This window comes from Bacillus cereus, assembly GCF_025917685.1.
Classification (GTDB): domain Bacteria; phylum Bacillota; class Bacilli; order Bacillales; family Bacillaceae_G; genus Bacillus_A; species Bacillus_A cereus_AT.
The window spans coordinates 999,598-1,020,974 of sequence record NZ_CP089518.1; the positions used below are offsets into that span (position 1 = coordinate 999,598).

Below are 21,377 nucleotides of genomic sequence, written 5' to 3' on the forward strand. Positions count from 1 at the left end.
TATTAAAAAATTATCTCGAATTCAAGATAATTCACTTGCTTTTTAATCACTTGAGTTGTAAAGTGATAGTAACGAAAGGAATTACTACTTTCGTACGGATCGTTTTACACATTGAATTATTTTTTAAATTATCACTTGACTAGTAAAATGAATTAATTACTTCTTATAAACACGCGCTTCGCTGACCAGCAAGCAAAAATAAAATTATTAAATACAAATTAAAACCATTGGAGGAATAGAAAATGAACCAATTAAAAGGAATACACCACGTTACAGCGATTACAAGTAGTGCAGAAAAGAATTATGAATTTTTCACTCATGTTTTAGGAATGCGTTTAGTTAAAAAAACAGTAAACCAAGATGATATTCAAACGTATCATTTATTCTTTGCAGATGATAAAGGGAGTGCCGGAACGGATATGACATTCTTTGACTTCCCAGGCGTTCCAAAAGGAGTACACGGTACAAATGAAATTTCAAAAACTTCATTCCGAGTTCCAACTGATGCAGCGTTAGCATATTGGGTGAAACGTTTTGACCGTCTTGAAGTGGAACATACAGGAATTAAAGAGCAATTTGGTAAGAAAACTCTTTCTTTCGTTGATTTTGATGATCAACAGTATCAATTAATCTCTGATGAATTAGATAAAGGAATAGAATCAGGTACACCGTGGCAAAACGGTCCAGTTCCATTAGAATATGCAATTACTGGTTTAGGACCTGTATTTATTCGTATCGCGAACTTTAGTTTCTTTAAAGAAGTGTTAGAAAAAGTTCTATTATTCAAAGAGATTGCTCAAGAAGGAGAATTCTATTTATTTGAAGTGAACGAAGGTGGAAACGGTGCCTCTGTCATTGTAGAACATAATACAGTTCTTCCTGAAGCACAACAAGGTTTTGGTACAGTGCACCATGCTGCATTCCGCGTAGAAGATCGCGCTGTATTAGAAGAATGGATTGAAAGAATCGGTAGCGTAGGGCTTCCTTCATCTGGTTATGTAAATCGTCACTTCTTCGAATCATTATACGCACGAGTGGCACCGCAAATTTTATTTGAATTCGCAACAGATGGCCCAGGGTTTATGGGAGATGAGCCATACGAAACACTTGGAGAAAAATTATCTTTACCTCCATTCCTAGAGCCAAAGCGTGAAGAAATTGAAAAATTAGTTCGCCCAATTGATACAGTGAGAAGTACGAAGGAATTTATTAAAGAGTAAAAATAGAGGTAATAAGTAGGAGAGCAAGTAGTTTTAGCGGATCGCTGGAATTGCTTGCTTTTTTTGTTTTCGCTTTACAAGTATTTTGCTAAAATGTATGTAAAACTGATGGAGGAATAGAATGACGAAAATTAGTGGGTATACTTGTGGATGCTGCGGTACATATCATAAAGAAATTCCCATAAGTTATGGGTACCAAGCTCCAGCTTATTATTACGATGCTGAACCTGAAGAACGAGAAGATAGATTTGAAATGAACGATGATTTATGCGTGATGGATGGTGAACATTTCTTCATTCGAGGAATTATTGAGATTCCTATCATTGGTACAGATGAACACTTCCTATGGGGTGTATGGGTTTCATTAAGTGAAGCGAATTTTGATAAGGTGAATGAATTTTGGGATAAGCAACAATTATTAGAGCCGATGTTTGGGTGGCTTTCGACTGATTTACCATATGAGCTGGAAACAGTAAGTTTAAAAACAATGGTTCATCCGCGAGCGGATGGTATTCGTCCTTATATTGAACTGGAACCGACAGACCATCCTCTAGCAGTGGAATTTAGAGAAGGAATGACGATGGAACGGGTGCAAGAGATAGCGGAACAACTTTGTATAAATAACGATGATGATGAAAAAGAGTGCTGATGTTTGTTCAGCGCTCTTTTTCATCATGGGAAAATTAAGAGTGGAAACAAAGTGTACTATTTCATAAACCTGTCCTGGTTTTAAGGTATCCATAATGTGCTCTAAATTAACTTTGATGTTACTACTTTTGATAATGTGAATCATTTTAAAGTGTTATTAAAAGATGTTGTAATCGATTTGGCTCGTGAAGAAAAAAATAAAGTATACGATAAAAAACGCAAACTTCTAATCAAAAGAAGCTTGCGTTTTTTATTAACTAAAAGAAGTAAGGGACACCAAGTATAGTGATAACAAGCCTTCTTTCGGATATCCAATTGTCCGACCAAGTAATTCAGCGATGCAAAGGAAGCTAGCACCAAATAGCGCTGAGCAAACAATCTTTGATGGTTCATCTCACACTAATCGGACGGCCCGTTAACGCGGATAAAATAATTGACTTACTTTTTATTTGTAACTATAATAGTTACAAAGTAACCATTAGTAGTGGCATTGAGTAATATTTTTTTAATTTAATTGTAACCGATACGGTTACGATTAAAAAAGGAACATAAAACAACCAAAAAATGTAAAACCTTTAAATAGCAACATGAGAAAGGAGACGGGGATTTTGAAACGGTTTAAGTTTTATATGATTAGCGGTATTGTGCTCGTTTTGTTAATAGTTTGTAACTTCGTTGATAAGCCGATTGCGAAGGTTGAAGAAGTGAAAGATACTGTGATGATGAAGATAAATACGAAAGAGAGTATGGCACAAATTGATGGGCAGACAATTTATTTTAAGCAAATTGGCGTGGGGAAACCGCCTTTACTTATGCTTCACGGGTTTGGTGGTTCTTCAGATGGATTTAGTGATATTTATCCGGAACTAGCGAGAGATCATACGATTATTGCGGTTGATATTTTAGGATTTGGGCGTTCTTCTAAGCCAATAGATTTTCAGTATTCGTTTCCTGCGCAAGTGAATTTATATTATAAGTTAATGAAGAAACTTGGATATGATCAGTTCGCAGTACTTGGTCATTCGATGGGTGGAGAGATGTCCCTTAATTTAGCGTACTTATATCCGGACGCGGTTACGCATCTTATTTTAGCGGATTCTACAGGAATTGAATCTTTTGAGCAAAAAGAAGGTTATGAAATGCCACAGTTATCAACGGACCTGCAAACTGTAACTGCGATTACGGATTATAATAAAAATGAAGTGAAGAATAGTCGGGATGATAAAAAGCATTATGATGAGCTTACAAAAATGAAAGAGCGCCGTATTGCGATGGAGGCAGATAAAATAAAAGTGCCAACGTTGATTATATGGGGTCGACATGATAAGAGTGTTTCTTGGGAAAACGGTGAGCTGTATCATCAGTTATTTGCAAATAGTACGTTTCATATCATTGAAAAAGGATACCACGCACCGTTTCGCCAGGAACCAATCGAATTTATGGAATATGTACAAGCGTTTTTCGCGAAGCATCCACAAGGATAAAATGAATTTTCAAGCATAAATCCACTTCTTTCCTCATAGAGTGAAACTAATAAGGCTTGTCTAAGGAAAGGAATGAACGAAAGTGGAAACTTTACCATGGTGGATTTATCTTGTGATCGTTGGGATTGTATTGAGTGGTTACATGGTTTTATATACTTCGAAAAGAGAGCAAGAGATGGATAATGAGTTTATCGAAAAAGAAGGCGAAGTTTATATGAAGCGATTAGAAGAAGAGCGCGAGAAACGCAATCAGGATAGTGATAAAGATTCAGTATTGCTTTAATAGAAATTTTGAAAGGCTACCACTTAGTAGAACTTTACATCTAGGTTGGTAGTCTTTTTTTCTTTTGAGGGGAGCAAGTGCATGCCATCAAGTTAAGCTTATATAAGTTTAATTTTACATATATACGAGATTCATCATGAACTTTTATTGATGGTATTTATATATATATTTACTCATAAGAATGGAACTAGCTTAGTATTTATTGGGGGGATTAAGAATGAATAGGGATGAAACCTCATTACATCCTGATACGGGTGTTACGTCTGTAATGTTTGTTGAACGTTCATTAAATGAAATTCGTTTTTGGTCTAGAATCATGAAGGAGCATTCTTTTTTTCTTCGATTGGGGTTTAGATGCGAGGATACCCAACTAATCGAAGAGGCTAATCAATTTTATCGATTGTTTGAACATATCGAACAAATAGCATACTCCTATACAAATGAAACAGATCCTGGACAAATAAAAAGATTTAATTCAGAAGTACAACAAGCCGCAACTAATATTTGGGGATTTAAGCGGAAAATTTTAGGTTTAATTCTCACATGTAAATTGCCAGGACAAAATAATTTTCCACTGTTAGTTGACCACACAAGTAGGGAAGCTGATTATTTTAGAAGACGTTTAATTGAATTAAATGAAGGTAAATTAGATGCTCTTCCTGATGCTATTATTAAAGAAAATGTTTTCTTTTTAAGGATTATGGCAGACCATGCTAAATTTATTGGTCATCTTCTTGATCCATCGGAAAGAAAGCTTGTAGATACAGCCCGGAATTTTAGCAATGATTTTGATGAATTGATGTATCAAGCAATTGACTTAGAATCTATGAAACCACAATCTCAAACTGTTCCTCTTTTAGATCAATTTTTAGATCAAAATCGTGTGTCAGTTACATCTCTTCGGGATTTTAAGAAAACGGCACGTGATTTAATTGAGCAATGTAAAATAAAGAGTATCATTCATCCATTATTAGCAGACCATGTTTTTCGTGAAGCTGATAGATTTCTTGAAATAATTGATATGTTTGATGCTCATCTTACAAATATTAAATCACAATCTAGATAGTAGAAGATAAGGAAAGATACTATTTTTCCTTAAGGTGAGAAGTTAACAATTTATTGTTAGCTTCTTTTCTTTGTGATGAAAAGGTTTAAAAATGACACTTTTAGTGGATGAAGAGATAAAAATCAAAATTTTCTTTTCGTCTAGTAAATTTACCTTTAAAGACTATAAATACCTTTGATCATATATGTAATTATTTGCAAAATGATATATGCGGAAGATTTGCTAAATAAAGGGATTTAAAGTGAAAAGGAAAAATGATATTACTCCAAGTTCATTGTTTGTAGTCCATTTAAATCAATTGTGAAGTAATGATATTGAAGAATTACGGGACAATTTTAAAAGAATTTGATTTAGTGGAGAAAGGACCAAATGGACTCTGTTAGCTATCACAAAAATCCAATGTGCATATGCGAAGTGAAACAGAAGAAGGCCTATACTATGTCCTGTTTTTATATGTATCTTGGCTGTCTTATACATATGTATTTTGTCAGATAATCAAATAGATTAGTATAAAAATGAAAATGGAATTGATTTTTGCTAGAGAATACTATATATTCAATTTATTATAATATATGATTTTAACGTTACAAAGGAGGGGGATGTACTATGAAAAGAAGTAAATTTAAATTCACTAATTTAACAACGGCCGCCACTGAAGTGAATTTTAGTCCAAAATAAATTAGTTTAGATGAAGTTACCAAAAAGTACACAATTCCCATTGTACTCGAGGAGAGGGACTGACATGAATACAAAAAAATTTCAAACCTATGTGGCGTTGTCAACAAAAGACTGGAGTGCTGAAACATTTGTAAGAACCCTAGAAGAGATTGTAGCTTCGGCAAAAGAATATGAAAATGATTATATTGAAATCCATCAAGTATTAGAAATGGTAGTAACAGAAGTTGAAGTTGAGTATGTAATCATTCTAAATCATACGAGAAACTTAGATGATTTGGGGAAATACCTTAAATAATAATTTCTAAATACAGTTTATAAAAAAGGAACGCTTTCTGTTTATTATTCTAAAACAGAGGGCGTTTTTGTATTTTCCGTAAAGTTTTTATAGATTATTTTCTATTTTAAACAGTGATAGTAGTAGACTGTTAGAGAAAAACGTGTTGTATCCATAGTCACAGTAACCATCCAAACCCCAATTCATACACTAGGATAGAGGTTTTTTCACCTAATAATCCAATGAAAAAGGAGTGTAATGATGGAGAAACGTACTGTTAATGAAGCGGGAGGAAGTATACCACAACCAATCCGTAGCGATGGAGCAGGTGCGATTGATTCTGGCCCGCGTAATGTTATGCGGGATATTCAAAATCCGAATATGCTCGTTCCGCCTATAACTGATGCTGGATTAGTTCCTAACTTGAAATTTTCATTCTCAGACACTTCTATGATTTTAAAACACGGTGGGTGGTCTCGGGAGATTACTGTTAGGGAACTTCCGGTTTCGACTACGATTGCTGGTGTAAATATGAGTTTAACGGCCGGAGGAGTACGTGAACTCCATTGGCATAAACAAGCAGAATGGGCATATATGCTTTTAGGAAAGGCACGCATAACGGCTGTTGATCAAAATGGACGGAATTTTATTGCTGATGTTGGTCCGGGTGATCTTTGGTATTTCCCGCCTGGTATTCCGCATTCTATTCAAGGATTGGAACATTGTGAATTCCTGCTCGTTTTCGATGATGGACATTTTTCTGATCTATCTACTTTAGCTATTTCAGACTGGTTTGCACATACGCCAAAAGAAGTTCTATCGGCTAATTTCGGAGTGCCAGAAAGTGCTTTTAACTCTATTCCATCAGAGCAAATCTATATTTATCAAGGAGAGGTACCGGGTTCGCTTGAGAGTCAGGAAGTCCAGTCACCTGAAGGAGAAATTCTTTTAACCTTCAAGCACGAATTGTTAAAACAAACACCTATCAAGACCCCTGGTGGTAGTGTCCGAATTGTAGACTCTACTAATTTTCCTATTTCAAAAACAATTGCAGCAGCACTAGTTGAAATTGAGCCTGGCGGAATGAGAGAGCTCCATTGGCATCCTAACAACGATGAGTGGCAGTATTATCTTACTGGGCAAGGAAGAATGACTGTATTTCTTGGAGATGGTGCAGCTCGTACATTTGATTATCGAGCTGGTGATGTCGGATATGTACCGTTTGCGACGGGTCATTATATTCAAAATACAGGTACCGAAACATTGTGGTTTTTAGAGATGTTCAGAAGCAATCGTTTTGAAGATGTGTCGTTAAATCAATGGATGGCACTGACTCCTAAAGAAATAGTGGAAAGTAATGTGCATGTTGGGCCGCAAGTGATGGATTCTTTACGTAAAGAGAAATGGCCTGTTGTGAAATATCCTGGGTTTTCATATAGTCCGAAAAATTATGAGTAAAAATGAAAATTTGCGTTATTCTTTCTGGAGACTGATAAGAAGGGATGGCGTATTTTTTATGCCTAATCTAGTCTTTACTAGTATTCGTTCTTTGTATTATTGTTCGGGAAATTATTATAGAAGAAAAGTATATGAAATTTGCATGATATAAAATACAAAACGGCGCTATTATAAGGTGTAACGCACAAGTTGCACAGGTTATGCAACGATAACTAGCTTTACTCTTCATCATTTATTTGACCATACTAGGCTTAGAGAGGTGATAAGCACAGTATGATTTTTAGTGAACGTTTGAAAGAAGAAAGGGAAAAAAGAAATTGGTCGCAAAATGATTTGGCTGAAAACTTCATGTGAGCAGGCAGTCTGTTTCGAAATGGGAGACGGGAAAGAACTATCCGAGCATTGAAATTATTATTCATTTAAGTGATCTGTTCGGCATTACGATTGATGAGTTATTGAGGAGTGGTCAAGAGTTGACGCAGAAAGTAATAGAAGATAGTAAACAATTAGCGCATCCAAAATGGAAGGTGTTCTTTGATGGTCTATTTATGATAGGAGTATTTTTGTTTATTGCAAAAATCGTTGTATGGCTGTTAAATAAGTTTGCAGGAGCAGGCATTACAATTTTAGCGGATGCACCATACGTAATGAACTTTTTACCCCTCATATTAATGGTTATAGGTGGTACAGTTTCTGATAAGTTGAAGAAAATATATAGATAATGAAAGAAATCCCCCTACACTAGCTGTTCTTTCCACTCAAATTGTGTACTATAAAGGATAGGATGACATAAAGAAGGGGACATTTAGAATGGAATTTCATGAACAGAAGATTTTGCCGGCAGTGAGGCAAATTAAAGATTTGGAAAAGCTATTACATAGTTCGTATGAGTATATCGTTATTTTAGATATTCATGTCGGTCAATTGAGGAGTGTTATATCACTTGCGAAGCAATATTGTAAAAAGGTGTTTTTACATGTGGATTTAATTCATGGGTTGCAGAGTGATGGGCATGCGACGGAGTATTTATGCCAAGAGTTTAGACCGTACGGGTTACTTTCGACAAAGGCCGGTGTCATTATGAAGGCGAAGCAAAAGGGTGTTGTGGCAATTCAGCGTATCTTTTTAATCGATTCTAGCGCAATGGAAAAGAGTTGCAACCTTTTGGAAAAGACGAAGCCGGATTATATTGAGGTGCTTCCAGGAGCAATGACGGACATTATCGCTGAAGTGAAGGAGCGTACTGGTGTACCGATTTTGGCGGGTGGTTTTATTCGTACAGTTGATGATGTGGAGAAAGCGTTAAATGCTGGTGCGACAGCAATTACGACATCAAAACGCGAACTATGGAAACATTACCAAAAAAAGTGACGAAAATGTGAAAAAATTCTGTTGACACCGCTTTCATTAGAGGTTAACATTATAGACAAGTTAATAAACGTGACGGAGAAAAGAAGAGATCCACATTTCATTGTTTCTATATAATTTTATATAGAAACGTGCAAAGCTGTGGGTCTTTTTCTTTTGACAAAAACGAATGGCCATTCATTTTACCTCTATCACATTTAAAAGCGTTTAAATTGATTGTGGAGGGATTTTATGTCAGCATTTTTAGGGGAATTAATAGGGACAGCGTTGTTAATCTTACTTGGTGGCGGCGTTTGTGCTGGTGTAAGTTTAAAGAAATCGTTTGCGAAAGATTCTGGTTGGATTGTAATTACAATGGGCTGGGGCTTAGCGGTTGCTATGGCAGCGTATGCAGTTGGATCAATTAGTGGGGCACATTTGAATCCGGCTTTAACGATAGGACTTGCTTTTAAGGGAGCGTTCCCATGGAGTGACGTACCTATGTATATCGCAGCACAAATGATTGGGGCAATTATCGGGGCAGTTATCGTATATTTACACTACTTACCACATTGGAAAGAAACAGAAGATCCAGGAACAAAGTTAGGTGTATTTGCAACAGGTCCAGCAATTCCGAACACATTTGCAAACCTTTTGAGTGAAATGATTGGAACATTCGTTTTAGTATTTGGTATATTAGCAATTGGAGCAAATAAATTTGCAGATGGATTAAATCCATTTATCGTAGGTTTCTTAATTGTAAGTATTGGTTTATCATTAGGTGGAACAACAGGATACGCAATCAACCCGGCTCGTGATTTAGGTCCGCGTATTGCACACTTCTTCCTTCCGATTGCAGGAAAAGGCGGTTCAAATTGGAAGTATGCATGGATTCCAGTAGTTGGTCCGATTCTAGGTGGATCACTTGCAGGTTTATTCCATCAAGTTGTATTTGAAGGAAAACAAAATCCAGCACTTATTTATGTGATTATTGCAACTGTGATTGTACTAGCAATCTCTTATATGACAAGTAAAAAAAGCGGAAGCACTACAAATAATAGAAAAGTAGCATAGGGGGAAACCGATATGAAAAAATATATTCTTTCATTAGACCAAGGAACAACAAGCTCACGCGCAATTCTTTTCAATAAAGAAGGAAAAATCGTTCATTCAGCTCAAAAAGAGTTTACACAACATTTTCCAAAGCCAGGCTGGGTTGAGCATAATGCACAAGAAATTTGGGGATCTATTTTAGCAGTTATCGCAACTTGCTTAAGTGAAGCGGATGTAAAACCAGAACAAATCGCTGGTATCGGTATTACGAACCAACGTGAAACAGCGGTTGTATGGGATAAAACAACTGGAAAACCAATTTATAACGCAATCGTATGGCAATCTCGTCAAACAGTTGAAATTTGTGATGAGTTAAAAGAAAAAGGTTATAGCGAGATGGTTCGCGAAAAAACAGGTCTTTTAATTGATGCATACTTCTCTGGTACGAAAGTAAAATGGATTTTAGATAACGTTGAAGGTGCAAGAGAAAAAGCGGAAAACGGCGAGTTATTATTCGGAACAATTGATACATGGCTTGTATGGAAATTATCTGGCGGTAAAGCGCACGTAACAGATTACTCAAACGCATCACGTACATTAATGTTTAACATTCACGACTTACAATGGGATGATGAGCTTCTAGACATGTTAACAGTACCAAAGAGTATGCTTCCAGAAGTACGTCCATCATCTGAAATATATGGTGAAACAATTGATTATCACTTCTTCGGCCAAAATATACCGATTGCAGGTGTAGCTGGTGATCAGCAAGCAGCATTATTTGGACAAGCTTGTTTCGGTGAAGGTATGGCGAAAAATACTTACGGAACTGGTTGCTTCATGTTAATGAACACAGGCGAAAAAGCAGTTGCTTCTGAGCATGGCCTATTAACAACAATTGCATGGGGTTTAGATGGTAAAGTAAATTACGCATTAGAAGGAAGTATTTTCGTAGCAGGTTCTGCAATTCAGTGGTTACGTGACGGAATGCGCATGTTTAAAGATGCGAGCGAGAGTGAAGTGTACGCATCACGCGTTGCATCAACTGAAGGTGTATACGTTGTACCGGCATTCGTAGGTTTAGGTACACCGTATTGGGATAGTGAAGTACGCGGCGCTATGTTTGGTGTAACACGTGGTACGACGAAAGAGCACTTCATTCGTGCAACGCTAGAATCTTTAGCATACCAAACGAAAGATGTACTATGCGCAATGGAAGCTGATTCAGGGATTGAACTGAACACATTACGCGTTGATGGCGGAGCAGTTAAAAATAACTTCTTAATGAAGTTCCAAAGTGATATTTTAGAGGTTCCTGTAGAGCGTCCAGTGATCAATGAAACGACAGCTTTAGGTGCAGCATATTTAGCAGGTCTTGCGGTTGGATATTGGAAAAACCAAGATGAAATTAAAGCGCAGTGGCATATGGACAAACGCTTTGAACCAACGATGGAAGCGGAAACAAGCGAAGAGCTATATGCTGGATGGAAAAAGGCAATTGAAGCAACAAAAGCTTTCAAATAATCATAAACAGTGTTATAATGGTGACAAGTTAATAATTCGGTAGGAGATTTGGAGAGACCACAACGCGCTATAGAGGCGAAATCTATAGCGGAGTTTGTGGTCTCTTTTTTCGTTATCAAAGGGAGGAATTACCATGAAATTTTCAAGTAAACAACGTAAAGACGTATTAAATGGAGTAAATAAGCAAGAGTTAGATGTGATCGTAATTGGTGGAGGTATTACTGGTTCTGGTATTGCATTAGATGGGGCAACACGCGGTTTATCAACGATTGTGTTTGAAATGCAGGACTTTGCAGCAGGTACATCAAGTCGTTCAACGAAACTTGTACATGGCGGTTTACGTTATTTAAAACAACTTGAAGTGAAAATGGTAGCAGAGGTGGGGAAAGAGCGTGCGATCGTATATGAGAACGGTCCCCATGTAACAACACCAGAGTGGATGTTACTTCCGTTCCATACAGGCGGTACGTTCGGATCATTTAGTACATCAATTGGTCTTCGTGTATATGACTTCTTAGCAGGTGTAAAACGAAGCGAGCGCAGAAAGATGTTTAACCGTGAAGAAACGCTAAATAAAGAGCCTCTTGTAAAACAAGAAGGATTAAAAGGCGGCGGTTACTACGTAGAATATCGTACAGACGATGCGCGTCTTACAATTGAAGTAATGAAAGAAGCGATTGAGCATGGTGCGAAAGCTGTTAACTACGCAAAAGTAGACAGTTTCTTATATAAAGATGGAAAAGTATGCGGTGTACGTGTAATCGATTTACTAGACGGTGAAGTATACGAAGTTTACGGTAAGAAAATTGTAAACGCAGCCGGTCCTTGGGTAGATACACTTCGTGAAAAAGATAACTCGAAAAAAGGTAAAGTACTGCAGTTATCAAAAGGTGTTCACTTAGTAATTGATCAAAAACGTTTCCCATTAGGCCAAGCGATTTACTTCGATACACCAGATAAACGTATGGTGTTCGCGATTCCGCGCGGAGGAAAAACGTACGTAGGTACAACAGATACGTTCTATGATAAAGACGCAGCTGTACCGCACATGACAACAGAAGATCGCACATATATCATTAATGCGATTAACTACATGTTCCCAAGCGTGAAAATTACAGAAAAAGATGTGGAATCAAGTTGGGCTGGTGTACGTCCGTTAATTTATGAAGAAGGTAAGAATGCATCTGAAATTTCTCGTAAAGATGAAATTTGGACTTCTGAATCTGGTTTAATTACAATCGCAGGTGGTAAATTGACAGGATACCGCAAAATGGCTGAAATGGTAGTAGACTACGTAACGAACCTATTACAAAAAGAAGGACATAGCGCATATCCGAAGAGTGACACGAAACATATGCCAATCTCTGGTGGACATGTAAGTGGTTCACATGGATTCTCAGCATTCGTTGCGAAAAAAGCAGGCGAAGGTACGAAATACGGTTTAACAACAGCTCAAGCAGAAGAATTCGCGAAATTCTATGGCTCTAACGTAGACGTACTGTTCGACTTAGCGAAAAAACATAAAAACGAAGCGAAAGAATACAACATGCCGCTAGACGTTCTAATCCCTCTTGTATACGCAATGGATTACGAAATGACAGCGAAACCAGTTGACTTCTTCGTACGCCGCAGAGGTGCTGTATTCTTTAACATCCACTGGGTATACGAGTGGAAAGAAGCAGTAATCAACTACATGGCTGCAAAACTAGGCTGGAGCAAAGAAGAGCAAATGAAATATACTGCTGAACTAGAAAAAGCATTAACAGACGCTGTAATTCCTGTAGATCAACAAGAACAAGCAGCTGCGTTAGCGTAAAAATAGAGAACCACCTGAAGGGGAGCCTTTAGGTGGTTTTTGTTTTATTATGAATGCGCTAAAATATCGATTAAAGTGTTGTGTTTTACTCTTCCTAAAGAGAAATAAGCTTGAAATAAAGGTATAACAAAACGGTATGGACATAGCCAGCCATATTGTTATAGATTTATCCCGTCTTGTTTTGTTTTTTTCTTATTATTGGAGGTGTAAATATAAAGAAAAGCAAGAAGCCCATATAAGATTCCTCCTAACAAGAAAAACGGTTCAACAATTACTAATAGTAAAGAAAGGGATTCTGAGTCCAACAAGCTTTGAGTTATCCCTACGCCACCCCGCAAACCTAAAATTGCACATGCTCCCCATGCTGCAGTGAGCAACAACCAGGATGGAAATCTTCGTCCCCATGCTTGAACAAGTGCAAGTGCAGTAAATGCAGCAACTATACATAGAGCAATTGCAACTAGATTAATGATGAATAACACTTTGCCCATTGTCCTGCCTTCAAATCCTAAAGTACCTCCTGCCGCCCAATAAATGTGAATTAACCCGAATAGAGCTGACCAAACAAAAGCTGCATAACCAGTAAAAACCAACCACTTATCGATTTTGTCCGGCGGATGTTGATTATTATTGTTTTTGATTGTAATAACTCCTTTCATTACGAGGAATAATAGCAATCTTTTTGAATACCGTATAGTTTTATATACGGTATCATTTTATAATTTATTAGTATTAAATCCAATGGAAATGCGGAAATATTATGATTATATTTATGCGATCAGTTACTACATTATATGTCCCTTTTATGGAACAAAAATCAATTAGGACTTTTTAACCAAGGAGCTAAAATGTAGAGGAAACACGAATACGGTAAATGATGTCAAAATGCTAAATATACTCATGAAATAATTGATCTACTTATAAAAAGTTATGTAGAAAATGAACTATCTTCGGATCAAAAAAGAAAATTCGAATTGCTGACGGAATTATAAAACAACAGAAGTACCGCTACATTAGGGGTACTTTTTATTTTGTATCTTTATTGTGAATTTGAAACAAAGTTGTATACACCCTTTATCTTAAAATCAAGTTATGTTTAAATATAAATGTTAAAAATAAACCAAATGAGGTAAATTCTATGAAAAAGATTTGCGCTATTTTATTCTCTATCTTTTTACTACTTATTCTCTCTAGTTGCGGACGAGATATTTTAACTAAGGATACTATTGAAGACGGGTTCACACATCGATTAGACTTTGAAAATAAGTTAAAAGAATACTCAAATGGCATGATTGAGATCGAAGATTCAAATATAGAGTATCGTGATAAAGAAAACGATCGTATCTATAAAGCAGACTGGAAAGGATTTGAAATTTATTCCAAAATGGGTAAAAGTGATTGGCTGTCAAACTCCTATTCGGTTACAACTGAAAAACTGGTATTTGAGGATAAGACAGCTAATGAGCAGTATCGAAAACTAATGGAAATCATCATTCGTATTGCAGACCCAAAACTCAATATTGAAGAAGTAAATAAGCTAATAGATAGTGGAGTAGACTTAAACGAGGTAAAAGATGGGAGGGGGTTCTACTACCAACTAAAGGTAGGTCAAGACCCAGTAAACAACATTGACTTTACGATTGTACCTAAAGGTGGATGGTAATTGAAGAATGAATAGAAAGAGATAAGATTCTTAGTTGCGGTCTTAGTTTTTTGTTCTTTTAACTGATATCATTTTTGAAAAAACATGTTAAGCAAAATACAATGAGCTGCCCATATCGGCAGCTCATTTACATACTTATCGTTAGCGGAAGTCATTTTAAACTTCTATGTGTCGATTTTTTCTTTGCCCTTGCGGATAAACCACCATATCAAAGCTACAAGTAGTAGGAGGAGCGGTATTCCCTGAATAAAGAGAAATCCTCCCCAAAAATCAAGTTCAGTACTATATGGAGAGTCTGTTGCCATCACACCTATAAATAAAGCCACTGGAATTGTGCATAGATTTACCCCTAAACTGACCATTATGAATGTTAGATTTTTATCCTTAGTTTTTGGTGAATCAGAATTGAAGAATGAGAATACTGCAAGGCCGATTATAAAATACAGTATTACATAAAGCTGATTAAGATATCCCATAATATTCCTCCGTTATCCTAATTGTACCATTAGCAAGGCCTATTTTGTGTACATTTGGATGAATAGGATATTCATATAAAGTTAACATAACGTAACATTATTGATAGGAAGAAAAAAGTGGATCCCTACTCTCGCAAGGAATCCACCTATTCATTATATGCTTCTATACTTGTTTTGTTTTCTTTGCTAGTGCCAACTTCAAAAAAGCTGCAAGTAGTATGAGAAGCGGTATTCCCTGAATGAAGAGAAATCCTCCCCAAAAATCAAGTGCAGTACTATCTGGAGGGGCTGTTGCCATCCCGCCTATAAAAAAAGCTATTGGACTTGTGAGTAGATTTATCCCTAAACAGACCATTATCAACGATAGGTTTTTAGCCTTAATTTTTGGTGAACCAGATTTAAAAAATAAGAATATTGCAGTGCCGAATATAAGAAACAGTGTTACATAAAAATTTAACATAATAGCCCTCCATGACTTTAATTGTACCATCAGCAAGGACAAATTTGAACAAATAGGATATTTATGTAAGTCAGATATAGTGTCTCATTATCAGTAGCAAGAAAAAAGCGGATCCTTACTCTCAAAAGGAATCCACTCTCTCTTTTTCTATAACTATATTTTTATATGTTCCTACCATGCTGGGGGTACCCCATGCCCATCAACTTAAGAATTTTATAACAACACAGGCTAAAAATTCCATGTATTTTTGAAAGAAAACGGCTTATATTTTCGTTTTGGGGTATTTGCTTTTCATAGCTTGATGGTGATGGAGTAGCGCCAACAAAACGCGAATTTCGTACGCTAAGCAAAGTTATTAAAAGAAAAACCCGTTTTTCTGAACAGGTGAGAGTTATACAGTATTGTAGATGGAAAACATATCTAGATAATTCAAATCAGCTCAAATTATTTGACGTTGACTTTACTTTTTTGGTGCTTTGCATATCGATGGTAAATTCGTTGACCACGGTAGGACTTTGTTTCAAACCAAAACAAGAAAAATAAGATTACCTGCACACTAAAAAGTATAGTGAACAGGTAATCTAGGTTAGGTGTTTTGAGATTAATGAAAGCTAATTTATTTTTTGGATTCTTCCATCAATAATAGGCTGAATTGGTTCTTTTGCTTGTTTTATATAATCTACTAATGCTTCAAAATCAGTTGGTCCTGTTTCAGCATCTTTCCCATTTTTAAAGGATACAAATCCATCGCCACCTGAAGCTAGAAATGCATTCGCAACAACGCTGTAAGTTTTAGAAGGAATAATTTCTTCTCCATTTGTTAAGTGAATACTTGTGACTTTTTCTCCATTTGGCTTGTTCGCATCCCAAGTGTATTGGATCCCTGAAATTTGAAGCATTCTTGTGATGTCTTTTTGCCATTGTTGATTTAAAATATCACGTATGTCTTGACCCGTTAAATTAACCTTTATTAATTGATTTCCGAATGGTTGAATGCCATATATTTCTCCCCATGTAATATCACCAGCATCTAAGTCATTACGAATACCACCAGGGTTCATAAGAGCAATTTGGGATTGCATTGTTGCACGCTGGGCATCAGCAACTAAATTGCCGAGAGTAGATTCACCAGCCGTATTTAGTTTGCGATCTAGTGGATTGGTAGACTTACCAATAACCTCATTGACAAGAGGTGCGATTTTAGCTTGATACTTCTCCATCTTCTTCTTTATTTTTTTATCAGGCTCTATGCCTTCATGGTAAGTTGTAACAATTTCTGCTTTTTTCTCGACAATATCTTTTGTCTTACGATCAATCTTTACATCAACATCGGCAAAAGCCATTCCATAAGAATTTGCTTGTACGACAAGTTTATTATTAACAGTTCCATTTACATAGGTGTGGCTATGCCCCCCAAAAATAACATCGACTTCTGGATCAGTCTCATTTGCTAATCGGACGAGATCACCATTTGTTACGCCGTTCGCATCTGTTGTACCTCCGTTATGCGCAAGAACAACGATAGATTTAACGCCTAGTTCTTTCAATTGCTTTACGGATTTGTTAATGGCTTCAACTTCATCTGTAATTTCTACATTCTTTAGCATAGTAGGCATAACAACGTTAGGAACATCTGTTGTTACGACTCCGATAAAGCCAACAGGAACTCCTTGTACCTTTTTTATAGTAAATGGTGGTAAAAATAGACGCCCGGTGGATTTATTATAGAAATTTGCGGCAACATATGGGAATTTTGCTCCTTTAAAATTCCCTGTTTTTTCATGGTATCCACCATAAATAAGGCGGTGCATTTCTTCAACACCTTCATCAAATTCATGATTTCCGATGGTTCCAACATCAAATTTTAAATCGTTTAGAAATTCAATCGTAGGTTCGTCTTGTAATAATGCTGAGACAGGAGGACTTGCTCCAACGATATCGCCCGCATGAACCTTTAATGTATTTGGATTTTGTTTTTCACGATCACGTAAATAAGCCGCTAAGTACTCGATTCCCCCTGCATCTTTATTGTTAATTTTCTTTACAGTGTCTAGTTGCCCATGAAAATCGTTAATACCGAGCATTTGTACATCTATGTAGCGGTTTGGTTCTGTATTTGTTTGAGCCGAAGGCGCAGCAAATACACTTGAAAAAGTAATTGTACTTAATGCTAAAGCAACTGGAATGATTTTTTTTAACATAAAATTTTCTCTCCCCTTATTACAATCTGACATCATATGATATAATCTGTCATCATTCGATATTAATTTTAATAGATTAAGAAGATTATTTCTATAAAAATTCTACTAATTATAAAAATTAATAAGATTTTATTGTTTTCTGACAAAATACTCCTTCCTCAAAAATGTGAAACACTAATTTTAGGTGGGAGATGGATATCGGTATGCGCTACATAAATTGTTAGATATTCGCACACATCTGTTTTACAAACTATTCACAGGAAAACAGATTCATATGGATGAAATGACAGAATCAGAGTAAATGTAAAATAGGGTGAGTGCAAAATTATGGATGTTACTTTTATATTGTTCTTTGTAGGGAGACCTTACACATCCATCAAAGTAAGAGTGAAAGTAAACTGAGCTTGCGAAAGGATAACGCTTTTTATATTTGAGGGTATTAAAATTAACCTTAAAGAATGTATGCGATATGTTTTTCGTGCGGATAATTATGAAAGTTTATAGAAATGAATGTTAAAACAGTTTTTATTTACACTGATAGGACATAATTATATTCCAACTACAAATATTGATACGTCTATTAAATGGTATACTCATAATCTTTATTAAGGTAACGAGTTAGAGTTTTTCGTAACAAAAATGAGCAAAGGGATTTTGCTCTTTGGTTGAGCTAATACAAATGAATAAAAGGTTTACTCCTCGTAAAGAAAATTAGATTTAAAATAAAGGTAAAAAACGGTACGGACATTGCCATCCGTATTTTTTTATGAATTTATAAAACTTTTCCATGGCGTGCGTCGTCTAATATATGGGAAGGAGGAAATGATGTGGATGAATTAACGGTAGAAGTGTTTGAAATAGAAGATAAGGAGGACCTTATCGACGAAATAATGAACAAGTATGGACAAGAAGTCCTGCAGCTTGTGTATTCATATGTGAATAATAAAGAGGTTGCTGAGGATTTAACGCAAGATATATTTGTGAAATGCTATAAATCTCTTCATACATATAAAGGGAATTCTAATTTAAAAACATGGTTATGGAGAATTGCGATTAATCATTGTAAGGACTATTTAAAAAGTTGGTATAACAAAAAAGTTATCGTGACAGAGGATGAATCTGCGTATATTGAGATTCAAAATGATAGTGTCGAACAAACTGTCATTCAAAATGCAGAGGATAGTAGGCTGGCTTCTGCAGTAATGAATTTACCGATAAAATATCGAGAAGTGATTTATCTATTTTATTATGAAGAGTTATCAATTAAAGAGATTGCTACGGTAATAGAAGTGAAGGAAAACACGATAAAAACGAGATTGAAAAAAGCGAAGGAACTATTGAAGAAAGGATTGGAGGGATAATCAAATGGAAGATCGATTAAAAGGCTTGCGAAAATCAATGGAGAACACAACTTTTAAACATTTGAGTTTTTCTGATCAGCATCGAAAGCGGGTGCGTGAAAAAATCAATCAATCGTCCGAAAAGGAAGAAGATATCCTTTTAGCAGTGTTGCAACTTCTTATGAATGAAAAAACAGGTTATGAATTGATGCAGTTACTACGGGGGAGAGGGATTCAAAAGTTCGAAGGAAATGAAGGTTTTTTATACACTTTATTACACCGCTTAGAACAGAATCGTTTTATCCAATCGAGTTGGGATCACGAAGGAGCTAAATATTATCAATTAAATGATAAAGGAAATAAGATGCTGCGAAAGGCAGAGAAGAATGCTACGAAGGCACGAATTATATTAAAAGGATTAGTACAGGAGTGAGAAAAAATTGAACAAAAAAGGGGAGCAGTTTTTAAAAGAAGTTACGAACCATATTAAATCAAAAGAAGCGAAGGACTTGGTGGCAACTGAACTAGACTTTCACTTAAAACAGACGAAGAATATGTGGATGGATAAAGGGTTAAGCGAGGAAATTGCTGAAGATAAGGCTGTTGAGCAAATGGGGAGTCCGATTAAACTTGGCCAGGAGCTTAACAAACTACATAAGCCAAAGGTGGATTGGTTTTTAATTGGTTTATTAGTGGTTGCGATGGGGCTAGGATTTTTGCCGGTTCTAGCTTTTGGATATATGAATGATTTTCTAATGAATAAGGTGCTATCTGTTATTCTCGGTATTGCAACAGTTGTAGTGATGATGCTACTTGATTACCGGAAATTAGAGAGATTAGGGTGGCTGTTTTATACAATTGGTGTACTTATCTTGTTAATATTAAATTGTTTTCCAAACGCTGGGGTGGCTGGAGAACCGTTAATAAAAATTGGTCCCGTTGCAATTGGCCGTTTAATGGCAGTGCCGTTCTTTTTTCTAGCTTGGGCTTCTTTTTTCAATAATAGTAGGGTGAAAGTTAGGTATCTTGTGGCTTTGTATTTGTTTTCTCTGTATTTATTCTTAATTGGATCCGCTTTTTCAACAATGTTTATTTATATCGCGATGGTCTTCGTTATGCTTTGGTGGAGTAAATTAGGAAAGAAAACGGCAGTGATTATTACAGCTGTACCCATTTGCTTATTTATTATTAGGATGTCCTTTTCCCTGGATTCAGTGAAAAGATACTACTGGCCTACCTTTTTAGCATATATAAATCCAGAGCGTGATGCACGTGGCGCAGGGTTTATGTATATACGTTTAAAAGAGGTAATGTCGTCAGCAGGTTGGTTTGGTACAGCTGGAGATACAAAGTTCATCCCTGCTGGAGATACTGATTTTGTATTTGCAAGTTTGACTTACTATTATGGGTATTTTCTGGCACTAATTCTTGTGTTCGTTCTTTCTCTTTTTGTGGCAAGGATAGTGGTCATATCTTATAAAATAAATGACCGGTACGGTAAACTGCTTCTCGTTGGAGGGATGACTCTTTTTGTAGTTCAATTTATTTATAATGTTGGCATGATTCTAGGCCTATTACCGATTGCTGCTATATCCTTACCTTTTATTAGCTACGGATTAACGCCGACTGTATTTCATGCGCTTTTAATGGGGATTGTGCTCAGTGTATATCGACGTAAAGATATTTCGTTTAGAATGAGAAAAACACCTTGATACTTATATAAGTTGTATATAAAAAAATCATTACTATGATCAAGTACAAACGTAAATAGATAGTAGAAGAGGGTTATGATAAATAACCCTCTTTTTATGTTTAAATAAGCGAACTGGCTTTAATAGAAGTACATAATTCAGAACGAGAAATTGATTCAGCTAGCTGCTGTAAATAGGAGTATTCTTCCGTATTTTTTTCGGAAGTGTTAGGATCCAATAAAGGTGAAGAAAGAAGTACATCAATCGTAAGTATGTCTGCATCATGAGAAATGATGTTATACCCTGCAAATACAGGTCGTTTTAAGTCTTTTACTTTTTGAATCATCTGATGGAATTTCGTAACACTTATATTGATTTGTGCTAATGGAAAGCATTTTTGGGTAGGATTCTCGATGGTCTTTCTAATTTTATAATCGTATACGTAATAGTATTTCTCTTGCTGCTCAAGTGTTTGCAACTCTTTCGTTAATAAGTGGTATTTGTCTGTAAGTCCAGTTGTGAGTGCATCATGTTCTTCGCCAACTAATAATGTGAAAGGTCTTGGTGATGAGATTTTGAGAGGGCGGATGTTTAGGTCGGTAAAAGTAGGATTAGATTGTAAAATGGTATGTAATTTTTCGGTAGGAAACACGCCGTCATAAATAGCAATAAAATAATGGTTCATCTTGTCACTC

20 protein-coding genes and 2 pseudogenes are annotated in these 21,377 nt (G+C 36.0%); 16 read left to right on the forward strand and 6 right to left on the reverse strand.

Annotation, left to right across the window (positions count from 1 at the left end):
* Nucleotides 1-242 precede the first annotated feature (242 nt).
* Nucleotides 243-1,220: a ring-cleaving dioxygenase gene (locus tag LUS72_RS05105; protein WP_097829898.1), complete on the forward strand. Its 978-nt coding sequence runs from the start codon at nt 243-245 to the stop codon at nt 1,218-1,220.
* A gap of 121 nt (nt 1,221-1,341) precedes the next feature.
* Nucleotides 1,342-1,869, forward strand: a complete 528-nt coding sequence (locus tag LUS72_RS05110; RefSeq protein ID WP_097829899.1) for a DUF2199 domain-containing protein — start codon at nt 1,342-1,344, stop codon at nt 1,867-1,869.
* Nucleotides 1,870-2,125: 256 nt separating this feature from the next.
* On the opposite strand, the pseudogene LUS72_RS05115 reads toward LUS72_RS05110, so the two are convergent.
* Nucleotides 2,126-2,244: pseudogene (locus LUS72_RS05115) on the reverse strand (iron chelate uptake ABC transporter family permease subunit); the annotation flags it as partial.
* A 232-nt stretch (nt 2,245-2,476) separates the two neighbouring features.
* Here LUS72_RS05115 and LUS72_RS05120 point away from each other — a divergent pair.
* The 10 genes and pseudogenes from LUS72_RS05120 to glpD all read left to right on the forward strand — a co-directional run bounded on the left by LUS72_RS05120 (nt 2,477) and on the right by glpD (nt 12,851).
* A complete protein-coding gene (locus LUS72_RS05120) occupies nt 2,477-3,352 on the forward strand; it encodes an alpha/beta fold hydrolase (protein ID WP_141533303.1) in 876 nt (291 codons plus the stop codon).
* A gap of 82 nt (nt 3,353-3,434) precedes the next feature.
* On the forward strand, nt 3,435-3,635 hold the full coding sequence (locus tag LUS72_RS05125; protein ID WP_097829900.1) for a sporulation YhaL family protein: 201 nt from the start codon (nt 3,435-3,437) through the stop codon (nt 3,633-3,635).
* A 217-nt stretch (nt 3,636-3,852) separates the two neighbouring features.
* On the forward strand, nt 3,853-4,701 hold the full coding sequence (locus LUS72_RS05130) for a DUF2935 domain-containing protein (protein WP_001078040.1): 849 nt from the start codon (nt 3,853-3,855) through the stop codon (nt 4,699-4,701).
* Nucleotides 4,702-5,443: 742 nt separating this feature from the next.
* Nucleotides 5,444-5,674: a hypothetical protein gene (locus tag LUS72_RS05135; protein ID WP_087970766.1), complete on the forward strand. Its 231-nt coding sequence runs from the start codon at nt 5,444-5,446 to the stop codon at nt 5,672-5,674.
* 240 nt (nt 5,675-5,914) lie between these two features.
* Nucleotides 5,915-7,111: an oxalate decarboxylase family bicupin gene (locus LUS72_RS05140; protein ID WP_097829901.1), complete on the forward strand. Its 1,197-nt coding sequence runs from the start codon at nt 5,915-5,917 to the stop codon at nt 7,109-7,111.
* A 273-nt stretch (nt 7,112-7,384) separates the two neighbouring features.
* Nucleotides 7,385-7,833, forward strand: a pseudogene (locus LUS72_RS05145) (helix-turn-helix domain-containing protein).
* Nucleotides 7,834-7,921: 88 nt separating this feature from the next.
* Nucleotides 7,922-8,482, forward strand: coding sequence for a glycerol uptake operon antiterminator GlpP (gene glpP, locus LUS72_RS05150; protein WP_097829902.1), 561 nt, complete (start codon nt 7,922-7,924; stop codon nt 8,480-8,482).
* Nucleotides 8,483-8,710: 228 nt separating this feature from the next.
* Nucleotides 8,711-9,532 (forward strand): glycerol uptake facilitator protein GlpF, encoded by an 822-nt coding sequence (gene glpF / locus LUS72_RS05155; RefSeq protein WP_097829903.1) that lies wholly within the window; start codon nt 8,711-8,713, stop codon nt 9,530-9,532.
* A 12-nt stretch (nt 9,533-9,544) separates the two neighbouring features.
* Nucleotides 9,545-11,035: a glycerol kinase GlpK gene (glpK, locus tag LUS72_RS05160; protein WP_097829904.1), complete on the forward strand. Its 1,491-nt coding sequence runs from the start codon at nt 9,545-9,547 to the stop codon at nt 11,033-11,035.
* Nucleotides 11,036-11,168: 133 nt separating this feature from the next.
* Nucleotides 11,169-12,851, forward strand: coding sequence for an aerobic glycerol-3-phosphate dehydrogenase (glpD, locus tag LUS72_RS05165; RefSeq protein WP_098361658.1), 1,683 nt, complete (start codon nt 11,169-11,171; stop codon nt 12,849-12,851).
* A gap of 158 nt (nt 12,852-13,009) precedes the next feature.
* Here glpD and LUS72_RS05170 read toward each other — a convergent pair whose 3' ends face one another.
* Nucleotides 13,010-13,510 (reverse strand): DUF3995 domain-containing protein, encoded by a 501-nt coding sequence (locus tag LUS72_RS05170; protein ID WP_097829906.1) that lies wholly within the window; start codon nt 13,508-13,510, stop codon nt 13,010-13,012.
* A 479-nt stretch (nt 13,511-13,989) separates the two neighbouring features.
* Here LUS72_RS05170 and LUS72_RS05175 point away from each other — a divergent pair, with 479 nt between their 5' ends.
* The gene (locus LUS72_RS05175; RefSeq protein ID WP_097829907.1) at nt 13,990-14,514 is read left to right on the forward strand and encodes a hypothetical protein; all 525 of its coding nucleotides are present in this window, start codon (nt 13,990-13,992) and stop codon (nt 14,512-14,514) included.
* Nucleotides 14,515-14,678: 164 nt separating this feature from the next.
* Here LUS72_RS05175 and LUS72_RS05180 read toward each other — a convergent pair whose 3' ends face one another.
* From LUS72_RS05180 to LUS72_RS05190, 3 genes are all read right to left on the reverse strand, one after another.
* Nucleotides 14,679-14,990, reverse strand: a complete 312-nt coding sequence (locus LUS72_RS05180; RefSeq protein WP_071747296.1) for a hypothetical protein — start codon at nt 14,988-14,990, stop codon at nt 14,679-14,681.
* 163 nt (nt 14,991-15,153) lie between these two features.
* Complete coding sequence (locus tag LUS72_RS05185; protein WP_071772337.1) at nt 15,154-15,450, reverse strand: hypothetical protein; 297 nt, start codon at nt 15,448-15,450, stop codon at nt 15,154-15,156.
* Between the two features lie 611 nt (nt 15,451-16,061).
* Nucleotides 16,062-17,651, reverse strand: coding sequence for a bifunctional metallophosphatase/5'-nucleotidase (locus LUS72_RS05190; RefSeq protein ID WP_097829908.1), 1,590 nt, complete (start codon nt 17,649-17,651; stop codon nt 16,062-16,064).
* A gap of 827 nt (nt 17,652-18,478) precedes the next feature.
* Between LUS72_RS05190 and LUS72_RS05195 the strand changes: the two genes are divergently transcribed.
* Genes LUS72_RS05195 through LUS72_RS05205 form a run of 3 tightly spaced genes read left to right on the forward strand, consistent with a single transcriptional unit; the run spans nt 18,479 to nt 20,703 of the window.
* Nucleotides 18,479-19,012 (forward strand): sigma-70 family RNA polymerase sigma factor, encoded by a 534-nt coding sequence (locus tag LUS72_RS05195; RefSeq protein WP_097829909.1) that lies wholly within the window; start codon nt 18,479-18,481, stop codon nt 19,010-19,012.
* Between the two features lie 4 nt (nt 19,013-19,016).
* A complete protein-coding gene (locus LUS72_RS05200; RefSeq protein WP_264448648.1) occupies nt 19,017-19,424 on the forward strand; it encodes a PadR family transcriptional regulator in 408 nt (135 codons plus the stop codon).
* 7 nt (nt 19,425-19,431) lie between these two features.
* Nucleotides 19,432-20,703, forward strand: coding sequence for an FtsW/RodA/SpoVE family cell cycle protein (locus LUS72_RS05205; protein WP_097829911.1), 1,272 nt, complete (start codon nt 19,432-19,434; stop codon nt 20,701-20,703).
* A 100-nt stretch (nt 20,704-20,803) separates the two neighbouring features.
* Here LUS72_RS05205 and LUS72_RS05210 read toward each other — a convergent pair whose 3' ends face one another.
* Entirely contained in the window at nt 20,804-21,367 is a 564-nt protein-coding gene (locus LUS72_RS05210; RefSeq protein WP_097829912.1) for a hypothetical protein, read from the reverse strand.
* Between the last annotated feature and the right edge of the window lie 10 nt (nt 21,368-21,377).

Bases quoted from the DNA above. Each gene is read 5' to 3' on its own strand.
- LUS72_RS05105 (WP_097829898.1), top strand. From the start codon at position 243: ATGAACCAATTAAAAGGAATACACCACGTTACAGCGATTACAAGTAGT.
- LUS72_RS05110 (WP_097829899.1), top strand. From the start codon at position 1,342: ATGACGAAAATTAGTGGGTATACTTGTGGATGCTGCGGTACATATCAT.
- LUS72_RS05130 (WP_001078040.1), top strand. From the start codon at position 3,853: ATGAATAGGGATGAAACCTCATTACATCCTGATACGGGTGTTACGTCT.
- LUS72_RS05135 (WP_087970766.1), top strand. From the start codon at position 5,444: ATGAATACAAAAAAATTTCAAACCTATGTGGCGTTGTCAACAAAAGAC.
- LUS72_RS05140 (WP_097829901.1), top strand. From the start codon at position 5,915: ATGGAGAAACGTACTGTTAATGAAGCGGGAGGAAGTATACCACAACCA.
- glpP (WP_097829902.1), top strand. From the start codon at position 7,922: ATGGAATTTCATGAACAGAAGATTTTGCCGGCAGTGAGGCAAATTAAA.
- glpF (WP_097829903.1), top strand. From the start codon at position 8,711: ATGTCAGCATTTTTAGGGGAATTAATAGGGACAGCGTTGTTAATCTTA.
- glpK (WP_097829904.1), top strand. From the start codon at position 9,545: ATGAAAAAATATATTCTTTCATTAGACCAAGGAACAACAAGCTCACGC.
- glpD (WP_098361658.1), top strand. From the start codon at position 11,169: ATGAAATTTTCAAGTAAACAACGTAAAGACGTATTAAATGGAGTAAAT.
- LUS72_RS05170 (WP_097829906.1), bottom strand. From the start codon at position 13,510: ATGAAAGGAGTTATTACAATCAAAAACAATAATAATCAACATCCGCCG.
- LUS72_RS05175 (WP_097829907.1), top strand. From the start codon at position 13,990: ATGAAAAAGATTTGCGCTATTTTATTCTCTATCTTTTTACTACTTATT.
- LUS72_RS05180 (WP_071747296.1), bottom strand. From the start codon at position 14,990: ATGGGATATCTTAATCAGCTTTATGTAATACTGTATTTTATAATCGGC.
- LUS72_RS05185 (WP_071772337.1), bottom strand. From the start codon at position 15,450: ATGTTAAATTTTTATGTAACACTGTTTCTTATATTCGGCACTGCAATA.
- LUS72_RS05190 (WP_097829908.1), bottom strand. From the start codon at position 17,651: ATGTTAAAAAAAATCATTCCAGTTGCTTTAGCATTAAGTACAATTACT.
- LUS72_RS05200 (WP_264448648.1), top strand. From the start codon at position 19,017: ATGGAAGATCGATTAAAAGGCTTGCGAAAATCAATGGAGAACACAACT.
- LUS72_RS05210 (WP_097829912.1), bottom strand. From the start codon at position 21,367: ATGAACCATTATTTTATTGCTATTTATGACGGCGTGTTTCCTACCGAA.